This window comes from Pseudaminobacter sp. Soil_N_29 (genome assembly GCF_057656055.1).
The window spans coordinates 317,433-337,803 of record NZ_JBDGLC010000001.1 but is presented as its reverse complement, the minus strand read 5'-3'; the positions used below and the strand labels follow the sequence as shown (position 1 = coordinate 337,803).

Below are 20,371 nucleotides of genomic sequence, written 5' to 3'. Positions count from 1 at the left end.
TAATGCCCCTGCGTCAGGCGAGTGTCCGCTCCACGATGTCACGAAGGTCCGGGGAGAGGCTTTCGGCTGCGCGGATCTCCAGCAGGGCCTCGCGGGCCTTTGCCTGCCTGACCGGCTCGAGCGAGCGCCACGAGCGCAACGCAGTGGCCAGGCGTGCGGCAACCTGCGGATTGCGCTTCTCGACCTCCAGCACCGTCTCGACAAACAGCCGGTAGCCGGCGCCGTCGGCGCGGTGAAACCCGGTCTGGTTGGCGCTTGCGAAGGTGCCAACCAGCGAACGAACGCGGTTCGGGTTGGAGATCGAGAAAGAAGGGTGCTCCATCAGGGCGCGTACGACTTCGACTGCCTCCGGCCCCGGGGTGGAGGCCTGGATCTGGAACCACTTGTCCATGACCAGTGCGTCGCTGCGATACCGGGCTTCAAATGCCGCCAGCGCCTCAACCGCTTCCGGCGAGTTCCTGTGACGATGCACCAACCCGGCGAGCGCCGCGATGCGGTCCGTCATGTTGGTCGCGGCCGAGTAATGGCTGGCCGCCAGCGCGCCGCCGCCCGGCAGCGCGGAGAGATAGTCGAGCAGCACGTTGCGCAATGCGCGCCTGCCGGCGCTCGCGGCATCAGGACTGAAGGGGCCGGCGTGGTGAAGGCTTTCGTACAACTCCTTGAAGAGCTGGCGGTTTTCCTCCGCGATTGCAGCCATCAGCGCCTCGCGGCCTGCGTGCACGGCGTCCGGGTCGATATTCGATCCGATCTCGCGTGCGATGTCGGCTTCGCCTGGCAGCGACAGCGCCAGTGCGCGGTAGGCCGGCTCCAGCGTTTCGTCGGCAGCGATGGCGCCGGCAAGCTGCAGAAGGTCCGGCGCGAATTCTGGCTTCTTGCCGCCGAGCAGGCTGCGGAAAGCAGCGACCAGCGTTTCGGTGAGCAGGGTGTTGAATGCTTGCCAGCGCGAGAAGGTGTCGCTGTCGTGCCGCGCCAGGAAGGCCCGGTCGTCCGCACTCTGCTCGATGGCAAGGGTTATCGGCGCGGAAAAGCCCCTGTTGAGGGACAGGGCCGGCCGCTCTGTGATGCCTGAAAACCGCACGACGTGCCGGCGCTTGCGCAGATGGATGACGCCGTCCTCGACGCTCGCTCCCTCTACTTGCGACCAGGCGATGTCCTGGCCATCCGGTCCCACCAGTCCGAAAGCAAGCGGAATGTGCATCGGTTGCTTGCGGCTTTCCGAAGGCGTGGGCGGAACAGACTGCTCGAACTCCAGTGTAAATTCGCCGGCGCGGGCGTCATGGGAGCAGGCAACCGTCACATTGGGCGTGCCAGCCTGATGATACCAGAGCGCGAATTGCGACAGGTCGCGGCCGGAAACATCCTCGAACACCTTCAGAAAATCCTCGACGGTCGCGGCGTCGCCGTCGTGGCGCTCGAAATACAGGTCCATTCCTCGACGGAAGGCTTCGGCACCCACGATGGTGCGGATCATTCGCACCACCTCCGAGCCCTTTTCGTAGACGGTGGCCGTGTAGAAGTTGTTGATCTCCCGATAGCGCCGCGGCCGCACCGGATGGGCGAGGGGACCCTGGTCCTCGGGGAACTGATGCGCCCGCAGAGTGCGCACTTCCGCGATGCGCTTCACAGCGCGCGAGCGCTGGTCGGCCGAGAATTCATGGTCGCGGAAGACGGTCAGACCTTCCTTGAGGCAGAGCTGGAACCAGTCGCGGCAAGTGATTCTGTTTCCAGTCCAATTGTGGAAATATTCATGCGCGATGATCGCCTCGATATTGGCGAAATCGGTATCGGTCGCGGTTTCCTCGTCGGCCAGGACATATTTGTCGTTGAAGATGTTGAGGCCCTTGTTCTCCATCGCGCCCATGTTGAAGTCGGACACGGCGACGATGTTGAACACGTCCAGATCGTATTCGCAGCCGAACGCTTCCTCGTCCCAGCGCATGGAGCGCTTGAGCGCGTCCATGGCATAGGCGGCGAGCGGCTCCTTGCCGTGCTCGACATAGATGCCGAGCTCCACCGTGCGGCCGGAGGCCGTGATGAAGCTGTCGCCGACGCGGCCGAGATCGCCTGCCACCAACGCAAACAGGTAGGACGGCTTCGGGAACGGGTCGTGCCAGACCGCATAGTGCCAGCCGTCCGCGAGGTCGCCGCGCTCGCCCAGATTGCCATTTGAGAGCAGCAGCGGGGCCTCGTCCCGACGCGCCTCGATGCGCACTGTGTAGACGGAAAGGATGTCCGGCCGGTCGAGGAAATAGGTGATGCGGCGAAAGCCTTCCGCCTCGCACTGGGTGCAATAGACGCCGTTGGAACGGTAGAGGCCCATCAGGGCCTGGTTGCGCGACGGGTCGATTTCGGTTTCGAGGGTCAGGTGAAAACGACCGGCTGCCGGCGGGGCGGCGATCGCAAGCTCATCCGGCGTCACGCTATATGCCGAGGCATCGAGGGGGTTGCCGTCGATCGCGATGCGCCGCAGCGTCAGCCCATCACCATCCAGCACCAGCGGCGGATTGCCCGCGATGCCTTCGCGCCGCTCGATCGTGAGTTCAGCGACGACGACGGTCTTTTCCTGCGAGAGTTTGAAAGTCAGCTCGGTCGAGGGGATCAGGTAATCACTGGGCCGGTAGTCTTCGAGCCGGAACACCTGACCGGTATCTGTACGCATCGTCACGACTTTCTCCTTGTGGCCCCGCAGGACGGAGCGAGACTTCTCGCCGGGCCGCTCGCGACTGGCCCACAAGAAGTTGGCTGCACTGCCATTTACACCAATCCCACCCTCGACAAAACTGACCTCGGACCTATTTCAGGCCCACACTCTCCACCGAAGCTCGCGGGGCTGCCATGACCGACGTCACGCCCAGATTCGGAGTGGGCGCATCCGTCCTCCGCGTCGAAGATGCAGCTTTTATTACCGGGCAGGGTCGCTACACCGACGACATTTCGCTGCCTGCCATGCTGCATGGCTACGTGCTGCGCTCGCCGGTGGCCAATGCGGCTCTGAAGGTGGTGTCCGCCGAGGCGGCGCGGAAGGCCCCCGGCGTTCACCTTGTCCTCACAGGGGCCGATCTTGCCGGGCTCGGAGATCTCAAGTCCGGCGTCATGCAGAAGCAGCCGGACGGTTCTCGGGCGCCCACTCGCGACGTACCGATCCTGTGTCGCGAACGGGTGCATCATGTGGGCGACGCCATCGCCTTTGTGGTCGCTGACAGCCGCGCGGAGGCGCAGGACGCGGCCGAGTTGATCGAGGTCGAATACGATGCCGAGCCGGCCGCCAGCAGCACCGCGACCGCGCTCGACCCGGAAACGCCGCTGGTGTGGCCGGAACTGGGATCCAACCGCGCATTCCTCTACGAGATCGGCGACGCGGCCAAGACCAACAAGGCATTCGCCGCGGCGACCAGGGTTTCGCGCATCGAGTTCGTCAACAACCGCCTCGTCAGCAACTTCATGGAGCCGCGCGCTGCAATCGGCGAGTGGCACGCCGGCGAGGACCGCTATCAGCTCACCACCGGTTCGCAGGGCGTGCACTCCATGCGCTCCATTCTGGCCGAGCAAGTGTTCAACATCGCGCCCGAGAAGCTGCGCGTGGTGACACCGGACGTCGGCGGCGGGTTCGGCACCAAGGCCTTCGTCTATCGCGAGCATGCCCTGGTGCTCGAGGCTGCGCGCCGCCTAGGACGACCCGTGAAGTGGGTTGCCGACCGCACCGAACATTTCCTGGCCGATGCGCAAGGGCGCGACAACGTCGTCACCGCCGAGATGGCTCTGGACGATAACGGCAGGTTCCTGGGGCTGTGTGTGCGCACGCTTGCCAATCTCGGCGCCTATTGCTCGCAATACGGTCCGTTCATTCCCTATATCGGCGCGACCATGTCGACCGGCGTCTATGACATCGGCGCGCTGGCGGTGACCATCGATGGCGTCTACACCAACACCACGCCGGTTGATGCCTATCGCGGCGCCGGGCGTCCCGAAGCGGCGTTCATGATCGAGAGGCTGGTCGATACCTGCGCTCGAGATCTGGGCATCGAGCCCGACGAAATCCGCCGCCGCAATTTCATCAAGCAGTTTCCATATCGCACCCAGTCCGGGCGGAATTACGACGTCGGCGACTTCGAGGGACATATGCGGCTGGCGATGGAGCGTGCCGGCTGGCATGGCTTCGAAACCCGCCTCGCGCAGTCGAAGGCAGCCGGAAAGATCCGCGGCATCGGCATGGCGACCTATGTCGAAGCAAGCGCATTTCCCGGTTCCGAGCCCGCCTATCTGGAACTCCAAACGGATGGTACGCTGACATTGGCGATCGGCACCCAGTCCAACGGCCAGGGCCATGCCACGGCTTACGCGCAATTCGTGGCCGAAAAGCTCAATGTCGACGTCGCGCGCGTGAAGGTGCTGCAGGGCGATACCGACCGTCTGGAGACGGGTGGCGGCACGGGAGGTTCCCGCTCCATCCCGCTGGGCGGGGCTTCCGCCGCCCGCGCTGGCGAGGCGCTGGCCGAGAAGCTGCGCCGGATCGCGGCGGACGAGTTGGAGGCCGCGCCGGGCGATATCGAACTGGTCGACGGTACCGCGCGCATCGTCGGCACGGACCGGGCGATCGGTTTCGCGGAGATCGCCAAGGCGGCCAGCAACCCCGAAGACCTGAAGGCTGCCGGCGACTTCGTCCAGCACGAGGCCACCTATCCGAACGGCACGCATATTTGCGAACTCGAGATCGACCCCGATACCGGCCATGTCGAGATCGTCGGCTATACCATCGTCGACGATTTCGGGGTTACCGTGAACCCGATGCTGCTTGCCGGGCAGATACATGGCGGCGTGGCCCAGGGCATAGGCCAGGCGCTGAGCGAAACCACCGTCTATGGCGAGGACGGCCAGATGCTGACCGCGAGCTTCATGGACTATGCCGTGCCGCGTGCCGACAGCCTGCCTTCGTTTCATTTCGAAACGCACAACGTGCCATCCACCACAAATGCCCTCGGCATCAAGGGGGCGGGCGAGGCCGGCACGATTGGCGCGGCGCCGGCCGTGATGAACGCCGTCATCGACGCTCTTTACCGCGCCTATGGTATTCGTCATATCGACATGCCGGCGACACCGTCGCGCATATGGGAAACGATCCGGGACGCTGTGGCAACAAAGTGAAGAATTCCGAGAGTTCGCGGGTCAACAAGCCGCTCACCGGCATCGCCTTCAAGGTCGTGTCCGTCGCCGTCTTCGTGGCCATGTCGTCGCTGATCAAGGCGGCGGGGCCGCTGCCCTCGGGGCAGATCGTGTTCTTCCGTTCCTTGTTCGCGATGCCGCTGATCCTGGTTTTCCTGGGGTTCAACAAAGAGTTATTCACCGCCTTTCACACCAGGCGTCCGCTGAATCACATCCTGCGCGGCACCGTTGGCGTGACGGCGATGGGGCTCAGCTTCTTCGCGCTCACCAGATTGCCTTTGCCCGAGGCAATCACGCTCAACTATGCCCAGCCTCTGCTGGTGGTGGTCTTCAGCTCGATCTTCCTGGGCGAGACTATCCGCGTCTTCCGCTGGAGCGCCGTCGTCGTCGGTCTGATCGGCGTCTGCATCATTTCCTGGCCCAAGCTCACCTTGTTTGAGAGCGGGGGCGGGCTGGCCAACGAGGAAATGCTGGGCGTTGCCGCCGCACTCATAGGGGCGGCGGTGTCGGCCTGCGCCATGATCGTGGTGCGCAGCCTCGTGCACACCGAGCGCACCGCGACGATCGTGCTGTGGTTCTCGCTGACGGCGACCGTCCTGTCGCTGTTCACCTATCCGTTCGGCTGGGCTTCCCTGACGATGACGCAAGCCGCCTTGCTCGTCATGGCGGGCTGCTGCGGCGGGCTGGGCCAGATCCTGATGACCGAAGCTTATCGTTACGCCGATGCCTCCACCGTGGCGCCGTTCGAATATACGTCGATGATCCTTGGCATTGCCGTGGGCTTCTTCGTCTTCGGCGACGTGCCGACGATCCATGTGCTGGTCGGCGGCCTTATCGTGGTCGGCGCGGGCATCTTCATCATCTGGCGCGAGCAGCGCCTGGGACTGGAACGCAAGGCTGCCCGCAAGGCAGCTCCATCGCAGCCCTGAGCCCCGTCAGGCCGATTCAGTTCGTGAGTGGCTTCGCCGCTGCATCGCGTTCCGCCGCCAGCTTCTGCAGAAGGCCGGCCGTGTCGGGATCGGCCGGAAAGAAGGATTCGATCGCAAGCTCTGACAGCGTCACGTCGATCGGAGTGCCGAAGACGGTGATTGTGCTGATGAACGACAGAACTTGTCTTCCCATCATGAGCCGCAGGGGATGCGCGATCGCGGCTGCGGCCGGATGCGTCGGCCGACTTGTGGGTGAAGCACCCGGATAGGAGAGCAATTCGCGTTCGAGTTCCGTCAGCGTCGGATCGCCGGAAGCATCGATCTGCCGCCTGAGCCTTGCAAGCAGATGCCTGCGCCAGTCGTGCAGATTGGTGATGCGCGGCGCCAGACCCGCCGGGTGAAGGCTGAGACGCAACACATTGGCTGGCGGAGCCAGCAACGAGGCGTCGGCAATGTCTTCCAGAAGTGGGGCGAGGGCAGCATTGGCGGCAACCAGATTCCAGTGACGGTCGACCGCAATGGCTGGAAAGGGCTCATGCCCCTTCAGCACCATTTCCACCGCCGCCATCGCAGGTGCCAGCAAGGGGTCGTCGAGCGTGCTTTCGCTGAAGGTCGGCGCATAGCCGGCGGCCAGCAGAAGCTGGTTTCGTTGGCGCAGCGGGACTTCGAGTTGCTCGGCCAGGTTCAGCACCATCTCGCGTGAGGGCACGGCGCGGCCGCTCTCCACGAAGCTCAAATGGCGTTGAGAGATTTCTGCTTCGGCCGCAAGGTCGAGCTGGCTCAGGCGGCGGCGCATGCGCCACTCGCGAATGAGACCTCCTACGGAAAGCTGCTGCGTGCCCATGGCTGGAACCTACTCAAACGCCGCGGCCAATACTATTACCTGCCACGTAATCGCCGGCGGTTCATCCTCCTGTCAGGTTGAAGGCCGCGCGGGCACAGCCGCCCGATGCGATCCTCAACTGGAGCAGAGCCATGACCGTTACCGTCTCACCTTTCATCCGCAACGCCTTGCTGCTGGATGCCGTCGCCACCGGGGCGATCGCGCTGCTGGTCATCGCAGGCGCATCGTTCCTTGCGCCTCTCCTGGGGCTTCCGCAGCAACTCCTGTTTTGGGCAGGCGTCTTGCTTGTGCCGTTTGTAGCCCTTCTCGTAGTGGTTTCGAAACGCCCGGCTGTAGCGCGGATCACGTTGATCGATATCATCGGCATCAATGTGCTCTGGGTTGCCGCCAGCATTGGTCTGCTGGTCTCAGGGCATTTGGCGCCGACGGCGTTGGGCGTAGCCTTCGTCGGCGCACAGGCGGCGTCGGTGTCCGTGTTTGCGGCGCTACAAATAGCGGGCCTTCTCCGCACCGCAAAACATACTGCGCTGCCGGCTAGCTCAGCTCCTTGAGCTTGGCTTTGACCTCGAGAAAATCCCGCCAGGCAAGCTTCTTGTGGGCGGGGTTTCGCAGCAGATAGGCCGGGTGCAGCGTCGGCATCGTCGGGATGGATGTGCCCGATCTTGTCTGGTGCGTTCGCCAATTGCCGCGCAGGCGCAAGATGCCTTCGGTCGTGTTCAGCAGTAGCTTGGCCGACGGCCCGCCCAGCGCCACCAGAACCTTGGGATTCACCAGCTCGATCTGCCGCTCGATGAAGGGGCGGCAGATTTCGGTTTCGTGCGGCGTCGGCGTCCGGTTGCCGGGCGGGCGCCACGGGATGACGTTGGCAATGTAGGCCGAGTTCCGGTCGAGGCCGATGGCCGCCAGCATGCGATCCAGCAAACGCCCCGAGCGGCCGACAAAGGGCAGGCCCTCAATGTCCTCGTCGCGGCCCGGCGCTTCGCCCACCAGCATCACCGCGCTGTTGGGGTTGCCGTCGGCGAAAACCAGGTTCTTGGCGGTAAACTTGAGATTGCAGCCGTCGAAAGCCGCCATCTGCTCGCGCAGTTCGTCCAGCGTGCTGGCGCGGGCGGCCAGCTCGCGTGCAAGTGCTACCTGAGCCTCGTCGGGCACTGCAGCGCTGGCGGCAGGCGCGGGCGGAGGGGCCGGGCGCTGGGCAGCCGCGCGCGGACGATCGGCTGCAGCCGGCCCTCGATTCTCCGGCGCAGCCGACATGCGCGGCGCCTGGACCGGCCCGGGTTGAGCAATTTCCGAAAAGCGGTCGACCGGCTCTTCCACCAGCGCTTCATAGACGCCGGCTTCCGAATAGAAGGCGAGCAACTCGCGCAGGCCGGGCTGCTCATGTATGGGGCTGGAAGTCATGTCCTACAATCTTCCGCGCGGGCCGCGAATGCAAGTCAGCTCGAAGGGATGCGAGGGTCCTGCACCAGATAAAATACGCTGGTCGGCGTGTAATCTGTGATCAGGAAGCCAAACGAGCCGGTCTGTCGTGGGTCGATCTTGCCATCGCGGAACAGCAGTCGATCGTAAGGCTCGAAATGGCGGCTGGAGGCGGAGAAGCTCTCCGACGAGATCGCATCGGCATCGCTGCCTCGCTGGTCGAAGGAGAGGCCGTCGCCATACGTGCTTGGTTGGTCAAGGATTTCCTGAAGCTCGAATTCAAATTCCACCCATGGCTGCCCGCTGCCGTTCATTACTTCCAGCTTCAGGTTGAGAAAGCCGTTGGCATAGTCCCCGGAGAAATCGAAAGCGCGGGTCGGCTTTGTTGCGCGGATCGTCATGGTCACCGGGCTTGCGGAGTAAAGCTCCTCGAAGATGACGAACGGGTCCGCTTTCGTGCCGCTGCCTTTCGCCGACAGGATCCGGAAGCCGCCCAGTTCGTCGGAAAAGGAATAACCGCCCGCAACCCAAGGGCTGCTTGCAGGCGTATCCTCCGGTTTGGCGGGAGGGGAAAAGAGAAGAGTTGAGGCAAAAAGCAGAGTGAAGAGCAACCAGGGCGCTGCGGCGTGTTGCGCCGCGCCAAAACGCATCGATACGGACCGGGCAGGCTCGATGTGACGCATGGACGGAGTATGACGGAGAACAGGCCCCTGCACAAACTCGTGAATTGGTGGGTGGCCATTGCGCAATTGTTTGACGTTTACGTCAATGGTGACTAGGTTCCCCAACGGAAAAATATAAGCTGGTGCAAACTCCGCAATATGTCAGTTGCGCGGTTTCGCGTCGCTTTCGGATGCGCTATGGGAGCCCGAAAGCCAGCAGGATGCCTGATTGAGGGCCAAGCAGTGGTGCGGAGGACTTGATGAGTGAGATTGAACGCGAAAGCATGGAATTCGACGTGGTCATCGTCGGCGCGGGGCCGGCGGGCCTTTCAGCCGCCATACGGCTGAAGCAGGTCAATCCCGAGCTTTCCGTTGTCGTGCTCGAAAAGGGCGCCGAAGTGGGCGCTCACATCCTTTCCGGTGCAGTGGTTGATCCGGTCGGCATCGACAAGCTTCTGCCCGACTGGCGCGAGGAGGCCGATCATCCGTTCAAGACGCCGGTGACCGACGACCATTTCCTCGTGCTTGGCCCTGCCGGATCGGTGCGTCTGCCGAACATGCTGATGCCGCCGCTGATGAACAATCACGGCAACTACATCGTGTCGCTGGGCAATGTCTGCCGCTGGCTGGCCGGCCATGCGGAAGCGCTGGGCGTCGAGATTTATCCGGGCTTCGCCGCTGCCGACGTGCTCTACAACGAGGAAGGCGCAGTCATCGGCGTGGTTACCGGCGACATGGGCGTGGAGCGCGACGGCTCGCATGGGCCGAACTACGCGCCCGGCATGGCGCTGCTCGGCAAGTATGTCCTGATCGGAGAGGGCGCGCGCGGCTCGCTCTCCAAGAAGCTGATAGCCAAGTACAGGCTGGACGAAGGCCGCGAGCCCGGCAAGTTCGGCATCGGCCTGAAGGAACTCTGGCAGGTTGCGCCGGAAAAGCACAAGCCGGGCCTGGTGCAGCATTCATTCGGCTGGCCGCTCGACATGAAGACAGGCGGCGGCTCGTTCCTCTACCACCTCGAGGACAATCTGGTTGCCGTGGGCTTCGTCGTCCACCTCAACTACAAGAACCCCTATCTTGCGCCGTTCGAGGAGTTCCAGCGCTTCAAGACGCATCCGGCGATCCGCGGCACTTTCGAGGGCGGCAAGCGCATCTCCTATGGCGCACGCGCCATCACCGAGGGTGGCTGGCAGTCGGTGCCGAAGCTGACTTTCCCGGGCGGCGCGCTGATGGGCTGCTCGGCAGGCTTCGTAAACGTGCCGCGCATCAAGGGTTCGCACAACGCGGTGCTGTCGGGCATGCAGGCTGCCGAGCATGTGGCCAAGGCGATCGCCGATGGCCGCAGCCATGACGAGATCGCGGGCTACGAGAACGAGTGGCGCGGAAGCGAGATCGGCAAGGACCTGAAGAAGGTCCGCAACGTCAAGCCGCTTTGGTCGCGCTTCGGCACGCTGGTGGGCGTCGGTCTGGGCGGGCTGGACATGTGGCTGAACACGCTGTTCGGCATCTCGCCCTTTGGAACGCTCAAGCACGGCAAGACCGACGCTGCCTCGCTCGAGCCGGCCGCAAAGCACCACAAGATCGAGTATCCCAAGCCGGATGGGGTGCTGACCTTCGACAGGCTGTCCTCGGTGTTCCTGTCGAACACCAATCACGAGGAGAACCAGCCGATCCATCTGCAGGTCCAGGACATGGCCTTGCAGAAGCGCTCCGAGCACGACGTTTTTGCGGGGCCTTCGAGCCGCTATTGCCCGGCTGGCGTCTATGAATGGGTCGAGGAAGGCGGCGATGCGAAGTTCGTCATCAACGCCCAAAACTGTGTCCACTGCAAGACTTGCGACATCAAGGACCCCAACCAGAACATCAACTGGCAGCCCCCGCAAGGCGGAGAAGGGCCTGTCTACCCCAATATGTAGATTTTTATGGTTAACAAACTGTTGAAATAAACGTTCCGATGTGCTTTTTTGGCCACCCCCCTAGTTGGAGTGTGTGTAGCCATGCGTATCATTGGAATGTCAGTGCTTGCCCTTGCCTGCGGCTGGGCGAATTTCGCCCATGCCGGAACCAAGGTAGTCGTCAAGACTGAAACTTATGCCGTCACCGGTAGAAACGGTGCGGAAATCATGAAGTCCATGAATCAGAAGGGTCCACGGCAGGGCTTGCAGGCCCGAGCCATGGCCGCGACGCGTTACGACGTGAAGTGGAACATGGACTGGTCGAAGTCGGGCGGCAGCTGCCGGCTGAAGAGCGCCGACGCGACCCTTTACATCACCTATCGTTTTCCGCGCCTCGCCGGGAAGGTGTCGCCTGATCTCCAGCAGCGCTGGAAGAAGTTCTTCGCGGGCGTTCGCGTCCATGAGGAGCAGCATGGCCGCATCGCCAAGGACATGGTCAACGCGGCACACGCAGCAGTTGCAAGCGCTGCGAACGCCAACGATCCGGGTTGCGCAAGAACCCAGGCTCAGGTGCGTCAGCGCGTTCAGCAGGTTTATGCCAATTATGAAGGCCGCCAGCGGCAGTTCGACGCCAGGGAGCACCACTTCGGCGGCAACGTCGAGAAGCTGGTCTCCGGCCTGATGGCACAGAACTAATATACCGCCGAAGCCGGCAGGGCTACATCAAGCCCTGCCGGCTTTCCGCTGCTTCAGGTCTTGGGGGATTGAGGCGGCGACCGGAAAGCGGGGGCGATTTCCGGTATTTGCGACACCTCGCACGCAGTGCGAGCTACAGCAGGGGTGCTGCCTCGGCAGCAGCCGTTGCTGTCTCCGCACCTTCCCCGAGCGGAGGGGCGGTCTTGAGTGAAAATTCCACCAATACCGGCAGATGATCCGATCCGACCTCCTGCAAGGTCCGGATCGAGAGAACCGTCACGTCTCCCTTGTGGAGCACCTGGTCTATCGGCAAGCCGGCGAAACGCAGAAAATCCGGCAGCCGGTACCATTGCCAGGTCGGGCCGACGGACGGAACCAGCGTCAGCTTACCCATTGCGCCTATCCGCTGTACGGTTTTGCTCCAGGGGGTTGCGTTGAAGTCCCCGGCCAGCAAGGCGGTCTGGCCGAGCATGGACAGCGGGCCCGACAGTGCGGGTATCTGTCGCGGCTGTTCGAACGGCCACGGCCAGCCGAGGTGAAGGGCTGCAATATCGACCGCACGCCCGCCGAAGTCGAGTGGGGCTATGGCGAGAGAGCCACGCTCATAGCACTCTGCTTCCGCCCCCTCGATGAACGGTCGGGCCGACAGGATCGCAACGCCGAAAACGGAGTTGGGATAAGGGCAAAAGATCTGGTGCGGATAAGCGGACGACAAAAGCGTCAGCTTTTCCTTCCACATGTCCGACACTTCGTCGAATGTAACCACGTCCGGGCGGAGACGGCCTATTAGCGACAGGACCTTGTTCGGCTCCGGGTTGTCATAGCGCAGATTGATCTGGAGCAGCCTGTAGACGGGATGCTCGCCATCCTTCGCTGCAGGCCCGGCATGCACGAACCCCAAGCCCGCAAGACGCATCGAACTCGAGACGGTTGCCGTGGCCGCCAGGGCGAAGGCGAGCGTCATGAGGCCCACTTTCCAGAAGCGCCCGGCAAGCAGAGGCAAGGCGGCGAGCGCCATCATCACGGCCAGATGGATGCGGAAATGCGCGAATGAATCAAAGGCCGGATGCAGCGCGTTAAAGAAGCCCGCGACCAGCGGCACCGAGAGCGCAAGAGCGGCAGCAAGTGCTGCCAGACCGATCCTGGTTCGAAAGAGCGTCGTGTCCATGCCCGTCCTTATCGGCAAGAATACGCGTCGTTCAAGATGCCCGTTGGGCGTAACTCGGCGGCGCACGCGCCGCGTCGTTAGATTGCTGCCGCCAGCACAGATACGCCGCGCCGGGCTGAGGCGGCGTTACTGGAACGCCGTCTCCGAAAAGCTGCGCAGCTTGCGGGAATGCAACCGTTCCATGGGCATTTCGGCAAGCTTTTCCACCGCCCTGATGCCGATGTTCAGGTGCTGGGCAACCTGCCGCTTGTAAAATTCCGTCGCCATTCCGGGCAGCTTCAATTCCCCGTGCAGGGGCTTGTCTGAAACGCAGAGCAGGGTCCCATAAGGCACCCGGAAGCGGAAGCCGTTGGCTGCGATGGTGGCGGATTCCATGTCCAGTGCAATCGCCCGAGACTGCGAGAGCCGCTGCACCGGGCCGCGCTGGTCGCGCAGTTCCCAGTTCCGGTTGTCGATCGTGGCGACCGTGCCGGTTCGCATGATGCGCTTCAGTTCGTAGCCGGAAAGGCCGGTAACCTCGGCCACCGCTTCCTGAAGCGCAACCTGGATTTCGGCCAGCGCCGGAATGGGAATCCAGACCGGCAGGTCGTCATCGAGCACATGGTCTTCCCGCACATAGGCATGCGCCAGCACATAATCGCCCAAAGCCTGGGTGTTGCGCAGGCCCGCGCAGTGGCCGAGCATGAGCCAGGCATGGGGGCGCAGCACGGCGACATGGTCGGTTATCGTCTTGGCATTGGACGGGCCAACGCCAATATTGATCATGGTAATGCCGCCATGGCCGGGCTTCTTGAGGTGGTAGGCGGGCATCTGCGGAATGCGCGCCAGCGTCGCGCCTTCGGCGGGCGCTGCCTGCCCAGCCATGGTAACGATGTTGCCCGGCTCTACGAAGCATTCGTAGCCTCCGCCGCCATCGGCCATCAGTCCGCGGGCATAGGCGCAGAATTCGTCGATGTAGAACTGGTAGTTCGTGAACAGCACGAAATTCTGGAAGTGCTCGGGCACCGTCGCCGTGTAGTGCGCCAGCCGGTGCAGCGAATAATCGATGCGCTGAGCGGTGAATGGCGCCAGCGGGCGCGGTTCTCCCGGCAGGGTCTCCAATGTGCCGTTGGCGATGTGGTCGTCGGTCCCGTCGAGGTCCGGCACGTCGAACAGGTCGCGGATCGGGCGCTTCAGGCGCTCGGCAATCGAGCCATCGACATTCGCGTCCTGGAAGAACGCGAAATGCAGCGGGATCGGCGTCGAGCTCTCGGCAATGGTGACCTGCACGCCGTGATTGCGCATGATCAGCCGAAGCTGCTCGATCAGATAGCTTTCGAAGAGGTCGGGGCGCGTGATCGTCGTGGAATAACGCCCGGGCAAGGGCATGTGGCCATAGGCCTGCCTGGAGTCGATCTGCGTGTAGGAAGACGTCGTCACCCTGATTTCGGGGTAGAAGGCGCGATAACGCTTGTTGGTGTCGCCAGTCTCTGCCAGCGAAGCGAAAGAACTCCGCAAGAACGTGGTGTTGCGCTTGTAGAGCATCTTCAGAGCGCTCACCGCTTCGGCAGCGTCCGAGAAAAACTGCTGTCCAAAAGGCTCTGGACAGGAAATCGTTTCAATGGGTTCCGGATAGATTCTCTTTTCCATGACCCAATATAGAGTTTCGCCGTTGCTCTTGGGAGAGGGTACGCGCGAAACCCTGCAGTATTTTGTCAGCTGGAGCGCTGCAGGCTCATCAGCAGGAAAAGACCGGCACCGGTTTTCTTCGCCGCTGGTGCTTCGATGGTCGCACCGCTGCCGGAGCGCGCGGCCGGAACGGCCAGCGCCGGGCCTGCCACCAGGCCGACAAGCAGGGCTGCGCGAGGAAGCAGCGTGAAGAATGTCGGGAAAAGTTCGAAGGCTTTTTTCATGAGCGGGCTTCTTTACGCAGAGGAATGCGGCATCTCAATGGCGGCCAACCGCGCAAACGAGCCCGGTTTCGAAGAAGCAGGGGCGAACCGCGCCGTGCTCCCATGAATGAGGCGAGTGGCTTTGCGCTACGAGCATCGAAAAGAACATGCCGAACAGCGCCATCAGCAGACAGACGATCGTGAACCGACGAGCAAGCATTGTCCGCGCCTCCTTCAATGCGGATGACAATGCCTGAGCGCGGCTGAATGGCCTCTGATAGGTCCATTCATCTTGGGTTCAATTTTATTAATCGCCGTTTACGAAACGGCTTCTTGTGTTTGCGCGGGGCCTGCTTATGTGCAGGAGACCCCGAGTGAGACATTGGAGGCCACTTCATGACGACGCAGACCAAGCCGATCGAGCTCTACTACTGGCCGACGCCGAACGGCTGGAAAATCTCCATCATGCTCGAGGAACTGGGCGTTCCCTACACGGTGAAATATGTGAACATCGGCCGCGGCGAGCAGTTCGAGCCCTCCTTCCTGAAGATCTCGCCCAACAACCGCATGCCGGCCATCATCGATCCCGAGGGGCCGGGCGGCGATCCGATCTCGGTGTTCGAATCCGGAGCCATTCTTCAGTATCTCGGCCGCAAGTTCGGCAAGCTCTATCCCGCCGATGAACGCCAGCGCGTCGAGGTCGACCAGTGGCTTTTCTGGCAGATGGGCGGGCTGGGCCCCATGGCCGGCCAGGCAAACCATTTCCGCGTCTACGCGCCCGAAAAGGTTCCCTACGCGATCGAGCGCTACACAAACGAGGTGAACCGCCTCTACGGCGTCATGAACAAGCGCCTGGCCGATCGGGAATTACTCGCGGGCGACTATTCGATTGCCGACATTGCCAGCATCGGCTGGGTGATGGGCTACGAGCGCCAGGGTCAGGACCTGAACGAGTTCCCGAACCTCAAGCGCTGGTTCGAGGCGATGAAGGCACGGCCTGCGGTGCGGCGCGGCATCGATGTCGGCAAGGAAGAACGCGAGCGCCAGAACCTTGCGACCGACAAGGAAGCGCAAAAGATCCTGTTCGGCCAGCGCGCCCGCGCCTGATGGACCTTTAAATGACCCGGCCCGCGCAGCGGCTGCTCGCGGGCCGGCTCCTGATCGGTATCCGGGCTCTCGTCAGAGCTTCGTCCAGTTCTGGCTCTTGCAGATCAGGCCGCCAAACACGCAGCCGCTCATCTTCATCGAACCTCCGTTGAGCTTGGCCTTGCCCTTGTAGGTCTTGTCGTCGGCCGGGTCGGTGATGGAGCCGGCATAGCTGCCTTCGCCGCTGGCGCTCATCTTGCCGATCTGCTTTCCGGCGTGCTTGCCGGTCTTCAGCGTGATGCAGAAAGCACCTCCGCAGTTTCCTATCGCTGCGGTCTCGCCGCTCTGCGTCTTCCAGTTGCCCTCGATCGGGTCGGCATATGCGGCGCCTGCCATCAGCGTCAAAGCGGCAATAGCCATGCTCAGTTTGCGAAACATCCATGTCCTCCCTTAGGCGTGGCTGGCCGAGCTCGCCGGCATCGGCCGCTTACGCAAACGTAAGCTAATCCAACGCCTCGGAAAACGAAAGCGCTGCCGCAACGGCAGGAGAGAAGGGTTTTTGCGGGGGGCTCCGGACGTTTTTTCAGGAGAATGTTGGAGTATCCAGCGCAAGTTCACCGCATTCTTGGTTAGAAAAGGGTTTCCGGCCAAGGCGTGAATTTTCATCCAATTTTTCGGAAACCCCAGCGGTTTCGCGGCCTTGCATCCTTAATGAATTCAGTAATTTACCAGTTGTTTGAACTTTGTTTGCGCCAAATTAAGCACGCGATTTAACGGCGAATTCAAGCCTCGGGTTCATCCTTCGAAGCATCGGAAGAGCAGCCCGCGACGACAAAAAGAGGCCGCTCTCCAGCAACGGACAGGGACCTTCAAAATGGCACGCTTTGAAATGATGGAGGCCGGCGTCGGCGCGATCGGAACCGCTGCACAGGCCGATGTTCTTCTTGAGCTTGGCATCATGTATGCCACCGGCCGCGACTGCGAGATTGACGTCGTCGCCGCCCACAAGTGGTTCAACATCGCTGCGATCAAGGGCTCGGCCCGTGCAGCCGAACTTCGCGCCGAGCTTTCGGGTTCGATGTCGAAGCCCGAGATTGCCCGGGCGCTGCGTGAAGCGCGCGAATGGATGACGATGCACTGAGCCGCTGGCTCGGCATGTGAACATGAAATGGGCCAAAGCCGCGAAGACGGCAACGCCCCACCAGAAGAACGCGGCAGCTTGGAGGCGGGCGAGCCGCGCACCGAATGAGCAACTGATCGCATCTGGCGGGGGACACGCGTTCGATGCGCGCAACCAGAAAGCCGCGCAGCAAGAATATGCCGCGCGGCTTTCTGCGTTTGATTGTCGGCGTGGGCGTGTTGCATCGCCACCGCCGCAAATGATATTTCCGCGTAGCCTGGGATAAACAAGGTGGCTTTCGGCGCCATGCCGATATCGGAGGACATTAAGGTGATAAAGAAATCATTGCTCGGAGCCGCCCTGGTCGGCTTCGTGTTGGCGGCGCAGGCTGCGCGCGCCGACGACATTACATTTGCTGTGGTTGGCCCGATGACAGGCCAGCTCGCCAATATCGGCGATCAGTTCAAGCAGGGTGCTGAGGCCGCAGCAAAGGCTATCAATGAAAAGGGCGGCGTGATGGGCCGCCAGGTCAAGATCGCGATCGAAGACGACGTCTGCGATCCGAAGCAGGCGGTGTCGGTGGCCAACCGCATCGTCGCCAATGGCATCAAGTTCATCGACGGCCACGCATGCTCGGGCTCGAGCATTCCGGCTTCGGCCGTCTATGCCGAAAGCGGCGTGCTGATGATGAGCCCGGCTTCATCGAACCCGATCATGACGGACGACGCGGCCGCCAAGGGCTGGTCGACCATCATGCGTCTCTACACGCGCGACGACGCCCAGGGCGCCTTCATCGGCCCGTGGATCGCCAAGAAGTATGCCGGCAAGAACGTCGTTATCCTGCACGACAAGAGCGCCTACGGTCAGGGCGTGGCCGATGCCGTTCGCAAGACGATGAACGAAGGCGGCCTGACGGAAATCCTCTACGAGGGCCTGAACGCCGGCGAGAAGGACTATTCTGCGCTCGTCACCAAGCTGAAGGGCATGAAGGCCGACGTCGTTTACTACGGCGGATACCACCCCGAAGCCGGTCTCATTCTGCGCCAGTCGTCGGAGCAGGACTTCAAGTTCCAGCTGATCATGCCGGACTCCATCGCCTCGCCGGAATTCTGGCAGATCGCCGGCCCGGCTGGCGAAGGCACGATGTTCGTGTTCCCGTCTGACCCGCAGGCCAAGCCCGAAGCCAAGGAAGCCATCGAGAAGATCAAGGCCGGCGGCTTCGTGCCGGAGGGCTTCACGCTGTTCTCCTATGCCGTGATCCAGGCCTTCGCGCAGGGCATCGAGCGCGCCGGCACCGACGACCCGATGAAGGTCGCCGAGGCGCTGAAGAACGGCGAGGCAATCGATACCGTCGTCGGCCCGGTCGTGTTCGACGAGAAGGGCGACCTCAAGAACGCCGCCTACGACATCAACCAGTGGCACGACGGCAAGTACGCTCCGATCGAGCAGTAATGCCGGACGCCATATTGGCGATTTGACGAGATGGCCGGGCTAGTCCCGGCCATTTTCGTTTCGACGGTTCGGATTTGCTGCGCCTCAGGCGCCTGCCTGCTCGACGAAACGAACCAGGACGGTTCCATCCGTCACCTGCGCGCCTTCAGCGGCGATTTCCGCAATGGTCCCGTCATGCAGGGCCGCGATGGTGTGCTCCATCTTCATCGCTTCCAAAATGAGAAGCGGCTGGCCCTTCTTCACGGTGTCGCCCTTGTCGGCGCGCACGAGCTTGACGAGACCGGGCATCGGCGCGCGCATGCTGCCGACGCCAGCTTCGGCATCCGCTGCATTCGCGAAGGGATCGGGCACGGTGAACGTATAGGAGGCGCCGTTTCCGAAAACCGTCACATGGCCCGGCCACAGCGCGGTTGCGGCGAGGTCGTCCCGCGACAGGGTGATGGGGGCGGCGGTGTCGACGCGAACTGCGAAGAGATTTTCCGCGAGAGTGACAAGGGTGGCCGTATGTTCCTGCGCGTCGAAATGCAGGGACACTTGCCGTTCTATCGGATGGAAATGGCTGTAGCCTGCCAGAGCCACCCATGGATCGTCCGGGAGGAGCTCGAGCGGAACTATGCCGGAGACTGCCAAGGCAGCACGGGCAATAGTGCCAGCATCAGGTTTGCGTTTCGCAGTCAGCGCCGCCTGTTTGCGTCCGATCAGGCCGGTGTCGACGTCGCCCGCGGCGAAATCCGCGTCCTGGGCAAGCGCGGTCAGGAAGCCGACATTGGTAACAGAGCCCGCAATTCGGGTCTTCTTCAGCGCAGCCACCAACGTGTCGAGCGCCGAACGCCTGTCATCAGCGTGGACCACAAGCTTTGCGATCATCGGGTCGTAATAGGGCGAGATGGCATCTCCCTGGCGCACTCCCGTCTCGATGCGAACCGGCGAGCCCTCCGGAGCCTTCTTCGGGAACTCCAGGTGGTGCAGCGTGCCGATGGCTGGCAGGAAATCACGCTCGGGGTCTTCGGCGTAGATGCGCGCTTCGAAGGCGTGGCCGGAGAACGCGATCTCTTCCTGGCTTTTCGGCAGTTTCTCGCCAGCGGCGACGCGAAGCTGCCATTCCACCAGATCGATGCCGGTGATCATCTCCGTTACCGGATGCTCGACCTGCAAGCGGGTATTCATTTCCATGAACCAGAAGCGGTCAGGCCTCAGCCCAGCGGAAGCATCGACGATGAATTCGATGGTGCCTGCGCCTGAATAGGAAATCGTCTTGGCGGCCTTCACCGCCGCTTCGGTCATGGCCTGGCGCATTCCATCAGTCATTCCGGGAGCGGGGGCTTCCTCGATCACCTTCTGGTGCCGGCGCTGCGCGGAGCAATCGCGCTCGAACAGATGGACGGCGTTGCCGAAATTGTCGCCGAAGACCTGAACCTCGATGTGGCGAGGCTTTTCGACGTATTTCTCGATCAGCACGCGGTCGTCGCCAAACGCCGCCTGCGCTTCACGCCGCGCACCCGACAGCGCGTCGGCGAATTCGTCGGCATGCTCGACCCGGCGCATGCCCTTTCCGCCGCCGCCGGCACGCGCCTTGATCAGAACCGGATAGCCGATCTCGCGAGCCTTGGAGGCCAATAGGACAATGTCCTGCGCTTCGCCATGGTAACCCGGCACCACGGGCACACCTGCCTCTTCCATCAGGCGCTTGGCAGCGTCCTTCAGGCCCATGGCGCGGATGGAGGCAGCGGAAGGGCCGATGAACACCAGTCCGGCCGCCTCCACCATTTCAACGAAGTCCGGATTTTCGGAAAGAAAGCCGTAGCCGGGATGGATTGCTTCGGCGCCGGTGGCCTTGGCTGCCGCTACGATCCTGTCGCCGCGCAGATAGCTCTCGCCGACCGGCGAGGCGCCGATATGCACCGCCTCGTCGGCCATGGACACGTGTAGGGAGCCGGCATCCGCGTCGGAATAGACCGCGACGGTGCGAATGCCCATGCGCCGTGCGGTTCGGACGACGCGAACCGCGATCTCGCCGCGATTGGCGATCAGAATCTTGCTGAACATCAACCCTCCCGAAACGTCCGACCTCG

The 20,371-nt window shown here is 62.6% G+C and carries 18 protein-coding genes; 8 read left to right on the top strand and 10 right to left on the bottom strand.

Features of this window, described 5'->3' with window-relative positions:
- Positions 1-13 precede the first annotated feature (13 nt).
- Positions 14-2,659: an aminopeptidase N gene (pepN, locus tag AC3A4H_RS01595; protein WP_487765871.1), complete on the bottom strand. Its 2,646-nt coding sequence runs from the start codon at positions 2,657-2,659 to the stop codon at positions 14-16.
- A 176-nt stretch (positions 2,660-2,835) separates the two neighbouring features.
- Here pepN and AC3A4H_RS01590 point away from each other — a divergent pair, with 176 nt between their 5' ends.
- Positions 2,836-5,142: a xanthine dehydrogenase family protein molybdopterin-binding subunit gene (locus AC3A4H_RS01590; RefSeq protein WP_487765128.1), complete on the top strand. Its 2,307-nt coding sequence runs from the start codon at positions 2,836-2,838 to the stop codon at positions 5,140-5,142.
- Positions 5,106-6,089, top strand: coding sequence for a DMT family transporter (locus AC3A4H_RS01585; RefSeq protein WP_487765127.1), 984 nt, complete (start codon positions 5,106-5,108; stop codon positions 6,087-6,089). The genes AC3A4H_RS01590 and AC3A4H_RS01585 overlap by 37 nt, the downstream gene beginning before the upstream one ends.
- A 16-nt stretch (positions 6,090-6,105) precedes the next feature.
- On the opposite strand, the gene AC3A4H_RS01580 is transcribed toward AC3A4H_RS01585, so the two are convergent.
- On the bottom strand, positions 6,106-6,933 hold the full coding sequence (locus tag AC3A4H_RS01580) for a helix-turn-helix domain-containing protein (protein ID WP_487765126.1): 828 nt from the start codon (positions 6,931-6,933) through the stop codon (positions 6,106-6,108).
- A gap of 131 nt (positions 6,934-7,064) precedes the next feature.
- On the opposite strand from AC3A4H_RS01580, the gene AC3A4H_RS01575 reads away from it, so the two are divergent.
- A complete protein-coding gene (locus AC3A4H_RS01575) occupies positions 7,065-7,484 on the top strand; it encodes a hypothetical protein (RefSeq protein WP_487765125.1) in 420 nt (139 codons plus the stop codon).
- On the opposite strand, the gene AC3A4H_RS01570 is transcribed toward AC3A4H_RS01575, so the two are convergent.
- Both AC3A4H_RS01570 and AC3A4H_RS01565 read right to left on the bottom strand, forming a co-directional pair.
- Positions 7,468-8,334 (bottom strand): uracil-DNA glycosylase, encoded by an 867-nt coding sequence (locus AC3A4H_RS01570; protein WP_487765124.1) that lies wholly within the window; start codon positions 8,332-8,334, stop codon positions 7,468-7,470. The genes AC3A4H_RS01575 and AC3A4H_RS01570 overlap by 17 nt on opposite strands.
- A 35-nt stretch (positions 8,335-8,369) precedes the next feature.
- A complete protein-coding gene (locus tag AC3A4H_RS01565) occupies positions 8,370-9,035 on the bottom strand; it encodes a hypothetical protein (protein WP_487765123.1) in 666 nt (221 codons plus the stop codon).
- A gap of 239 nt (positions 9,036-9,274) precedes the next feature.
- Here AC3A4H_RS01565 and AC3A4H_RS01560 point away from each other — a divergent pair, with 239 nt between their 5' ends.
- Both AC3A4H_RS01560 and AC3A4H_RS01555 read left to right on the top strand, forming a co-directional pair.
- Complete coding sequence (locus tag AC3A4H_RS01560; RefSeq protein WP_487765122.1) at positions 9,275-10,927, top strand: electron transfer flavoprotein-ubiquinone oxidoreductase; 1,653 nt, start codon at positions 9,275-9,277, stop codon at positions 10,925-10,927.
- 81 nt (positions 10,928-11,008) lie between these two features.
- A complete protein-coding gene (locus AC3A4H_RS01555) occupies positions 11,009-11,602 on the top strand; it encodes a DUF922 domain-containing protein (RefSeq protein ID WP_487765121.1) in 594 nt (197 codons plus the stop codon).
- Positions 11,603-11,735: 133 nt separating this feature from the next.
- Here the strand turns inward: AC3A4H_RS01555 and AC3A4H_RS01550 are convergent, their stop codons facing one another.
- The 4 genes from AC3A4H_RS01550 to AC3A4H_RS01535 form a co-directional block, all read right to left on the bottom strand.
- A complete protein-coding gene (locus AC3A4H_RS01550) occupies positions 11,736-12,770 on the bottom strand; it encodes an endonuclease/exonuclease/phosphatase family protein (RefSeq protein WP_487765120.1) in 1,035 nt (344 codons plus the stop codon).
- 126 nt (positions 12,771-12,896) lie between these two features.
- Positions 12,897-14,399 carry an AMP nucleosidase gene (locus AC3A4H_RS01545; RefSeq protein WP_487765119.1) on the bottom strand — a complete coding sequence of 501 codons (1,503 nt, stop codon included), beginning with the start codon at positions 14,397-14,399 and terminating at the stop codon, positions 12,897-12,899.
- Between the two features lie 65 nt (positions 14,400-14,464).
- Positions 14,465-14,662 (bottom strand): hypothetical protein, encoded by a 198-nt coding sequence (locus AC3A4H_RS01540; RefSeq protein WP_487765118.1) that lies wholly within the window; start codon positions 14,660-14,662, stop codon positions 14,465-14,467.
- A gap of 34 nt (positions 14,663-14,696) precedes the next feature.
- A complete protein-coding gene (locus tag AC3A4H_RS01535) occupies positions 14,697-14,861 on the bottom strand; it encodes a hypothetical protein (RefSeq protein WP_348778326.1) in 165 nt (54 codons plus the stop codon).
- Between the two features lie 176 nt (positions 14,862-15,037).
- Between AC3A4H_RS01535 and AC3A4H_RS01530 the strand changes: the two genes are divergently transcribed.
- Entirely contained in the window at positions 15,038-15,748 is a 711-nt protein-coding gene (locus AC3A4H_RS01530) for a glutathione S-transferase family protein (RefSeq protein WP_487765117.1), read from the top strand.
- A gap of 72 nt (positions 15,749-15,820) precedes the next feature.
- On the opposite strand, the gene AC3A4H_RS01525 is transcribed toward AC3A4H_RS01530, so the two are convergent.
- On the bottom strand, positions 15,821-16,165 hold the full coding sequence (locus AC3A4H_RS01525) for a DUF2147 domain-containing protein (protein ID WP_348778328.1): 345 nt from the start codon (positions 16,163-16,165) through the stop codon (positions 15,821-15,823).
- Between the two features lie 436 nt (positions 16,166-16,601).
- Between AC3A4H_RS01525 and AC3A4H_RS01520 the strand changes: the two genes are divergently transcribed.
- Both AC3A4H_RS01520 and AC3A4H_RS01515 read left to right on the top strand, forming a co-directional pair.
- Positions 16,602-16,868 (top strand): SEL1-like repeat protein, encoded by a 267-nt coding sequence (locus tag AC3A4H_RS01520; RefSeq protein WP_348778329.1) that lies wholly within the window; start codon positions 16,602-16,604, stop codon positions 16,866-16,868.
- A gap of 309 nt (positions 16,869-17,177) precedes the next feature.
- Positions 17,178-18,299: an ABC transporter substrate-binding protein gene (locus AC3A4H_RS01515; RefSeq protein WP_487765116.1), complete on the top strand. Its 1,122-nt coding sequence runs from the start codon at positions 17,178-17,180 to the stop codon at positions 18,297-18,299.
- An 84-nt stretch (positions 18,300-18,383) separates the two neighbouring features.
- On the opposite strand, the gene AC3A4H_RS01510 is transcribed toward AC3A4H_RS01515, so the two are convergent.
- Complete coding sequence (locus AC3A4H_RS01510; protein WP_487765115.1) at positions 18,384-20,345, bottom strand: acetyl/propionyl/methylcrotonyl-CoA carboxylase subunit alpha; 1,962 nt, start codon at positions 20,343-20,345, stop codon at positions 18,384-18,386.
- Positions 20,346-20,371 lie beyond the last annotated feature (26 nt).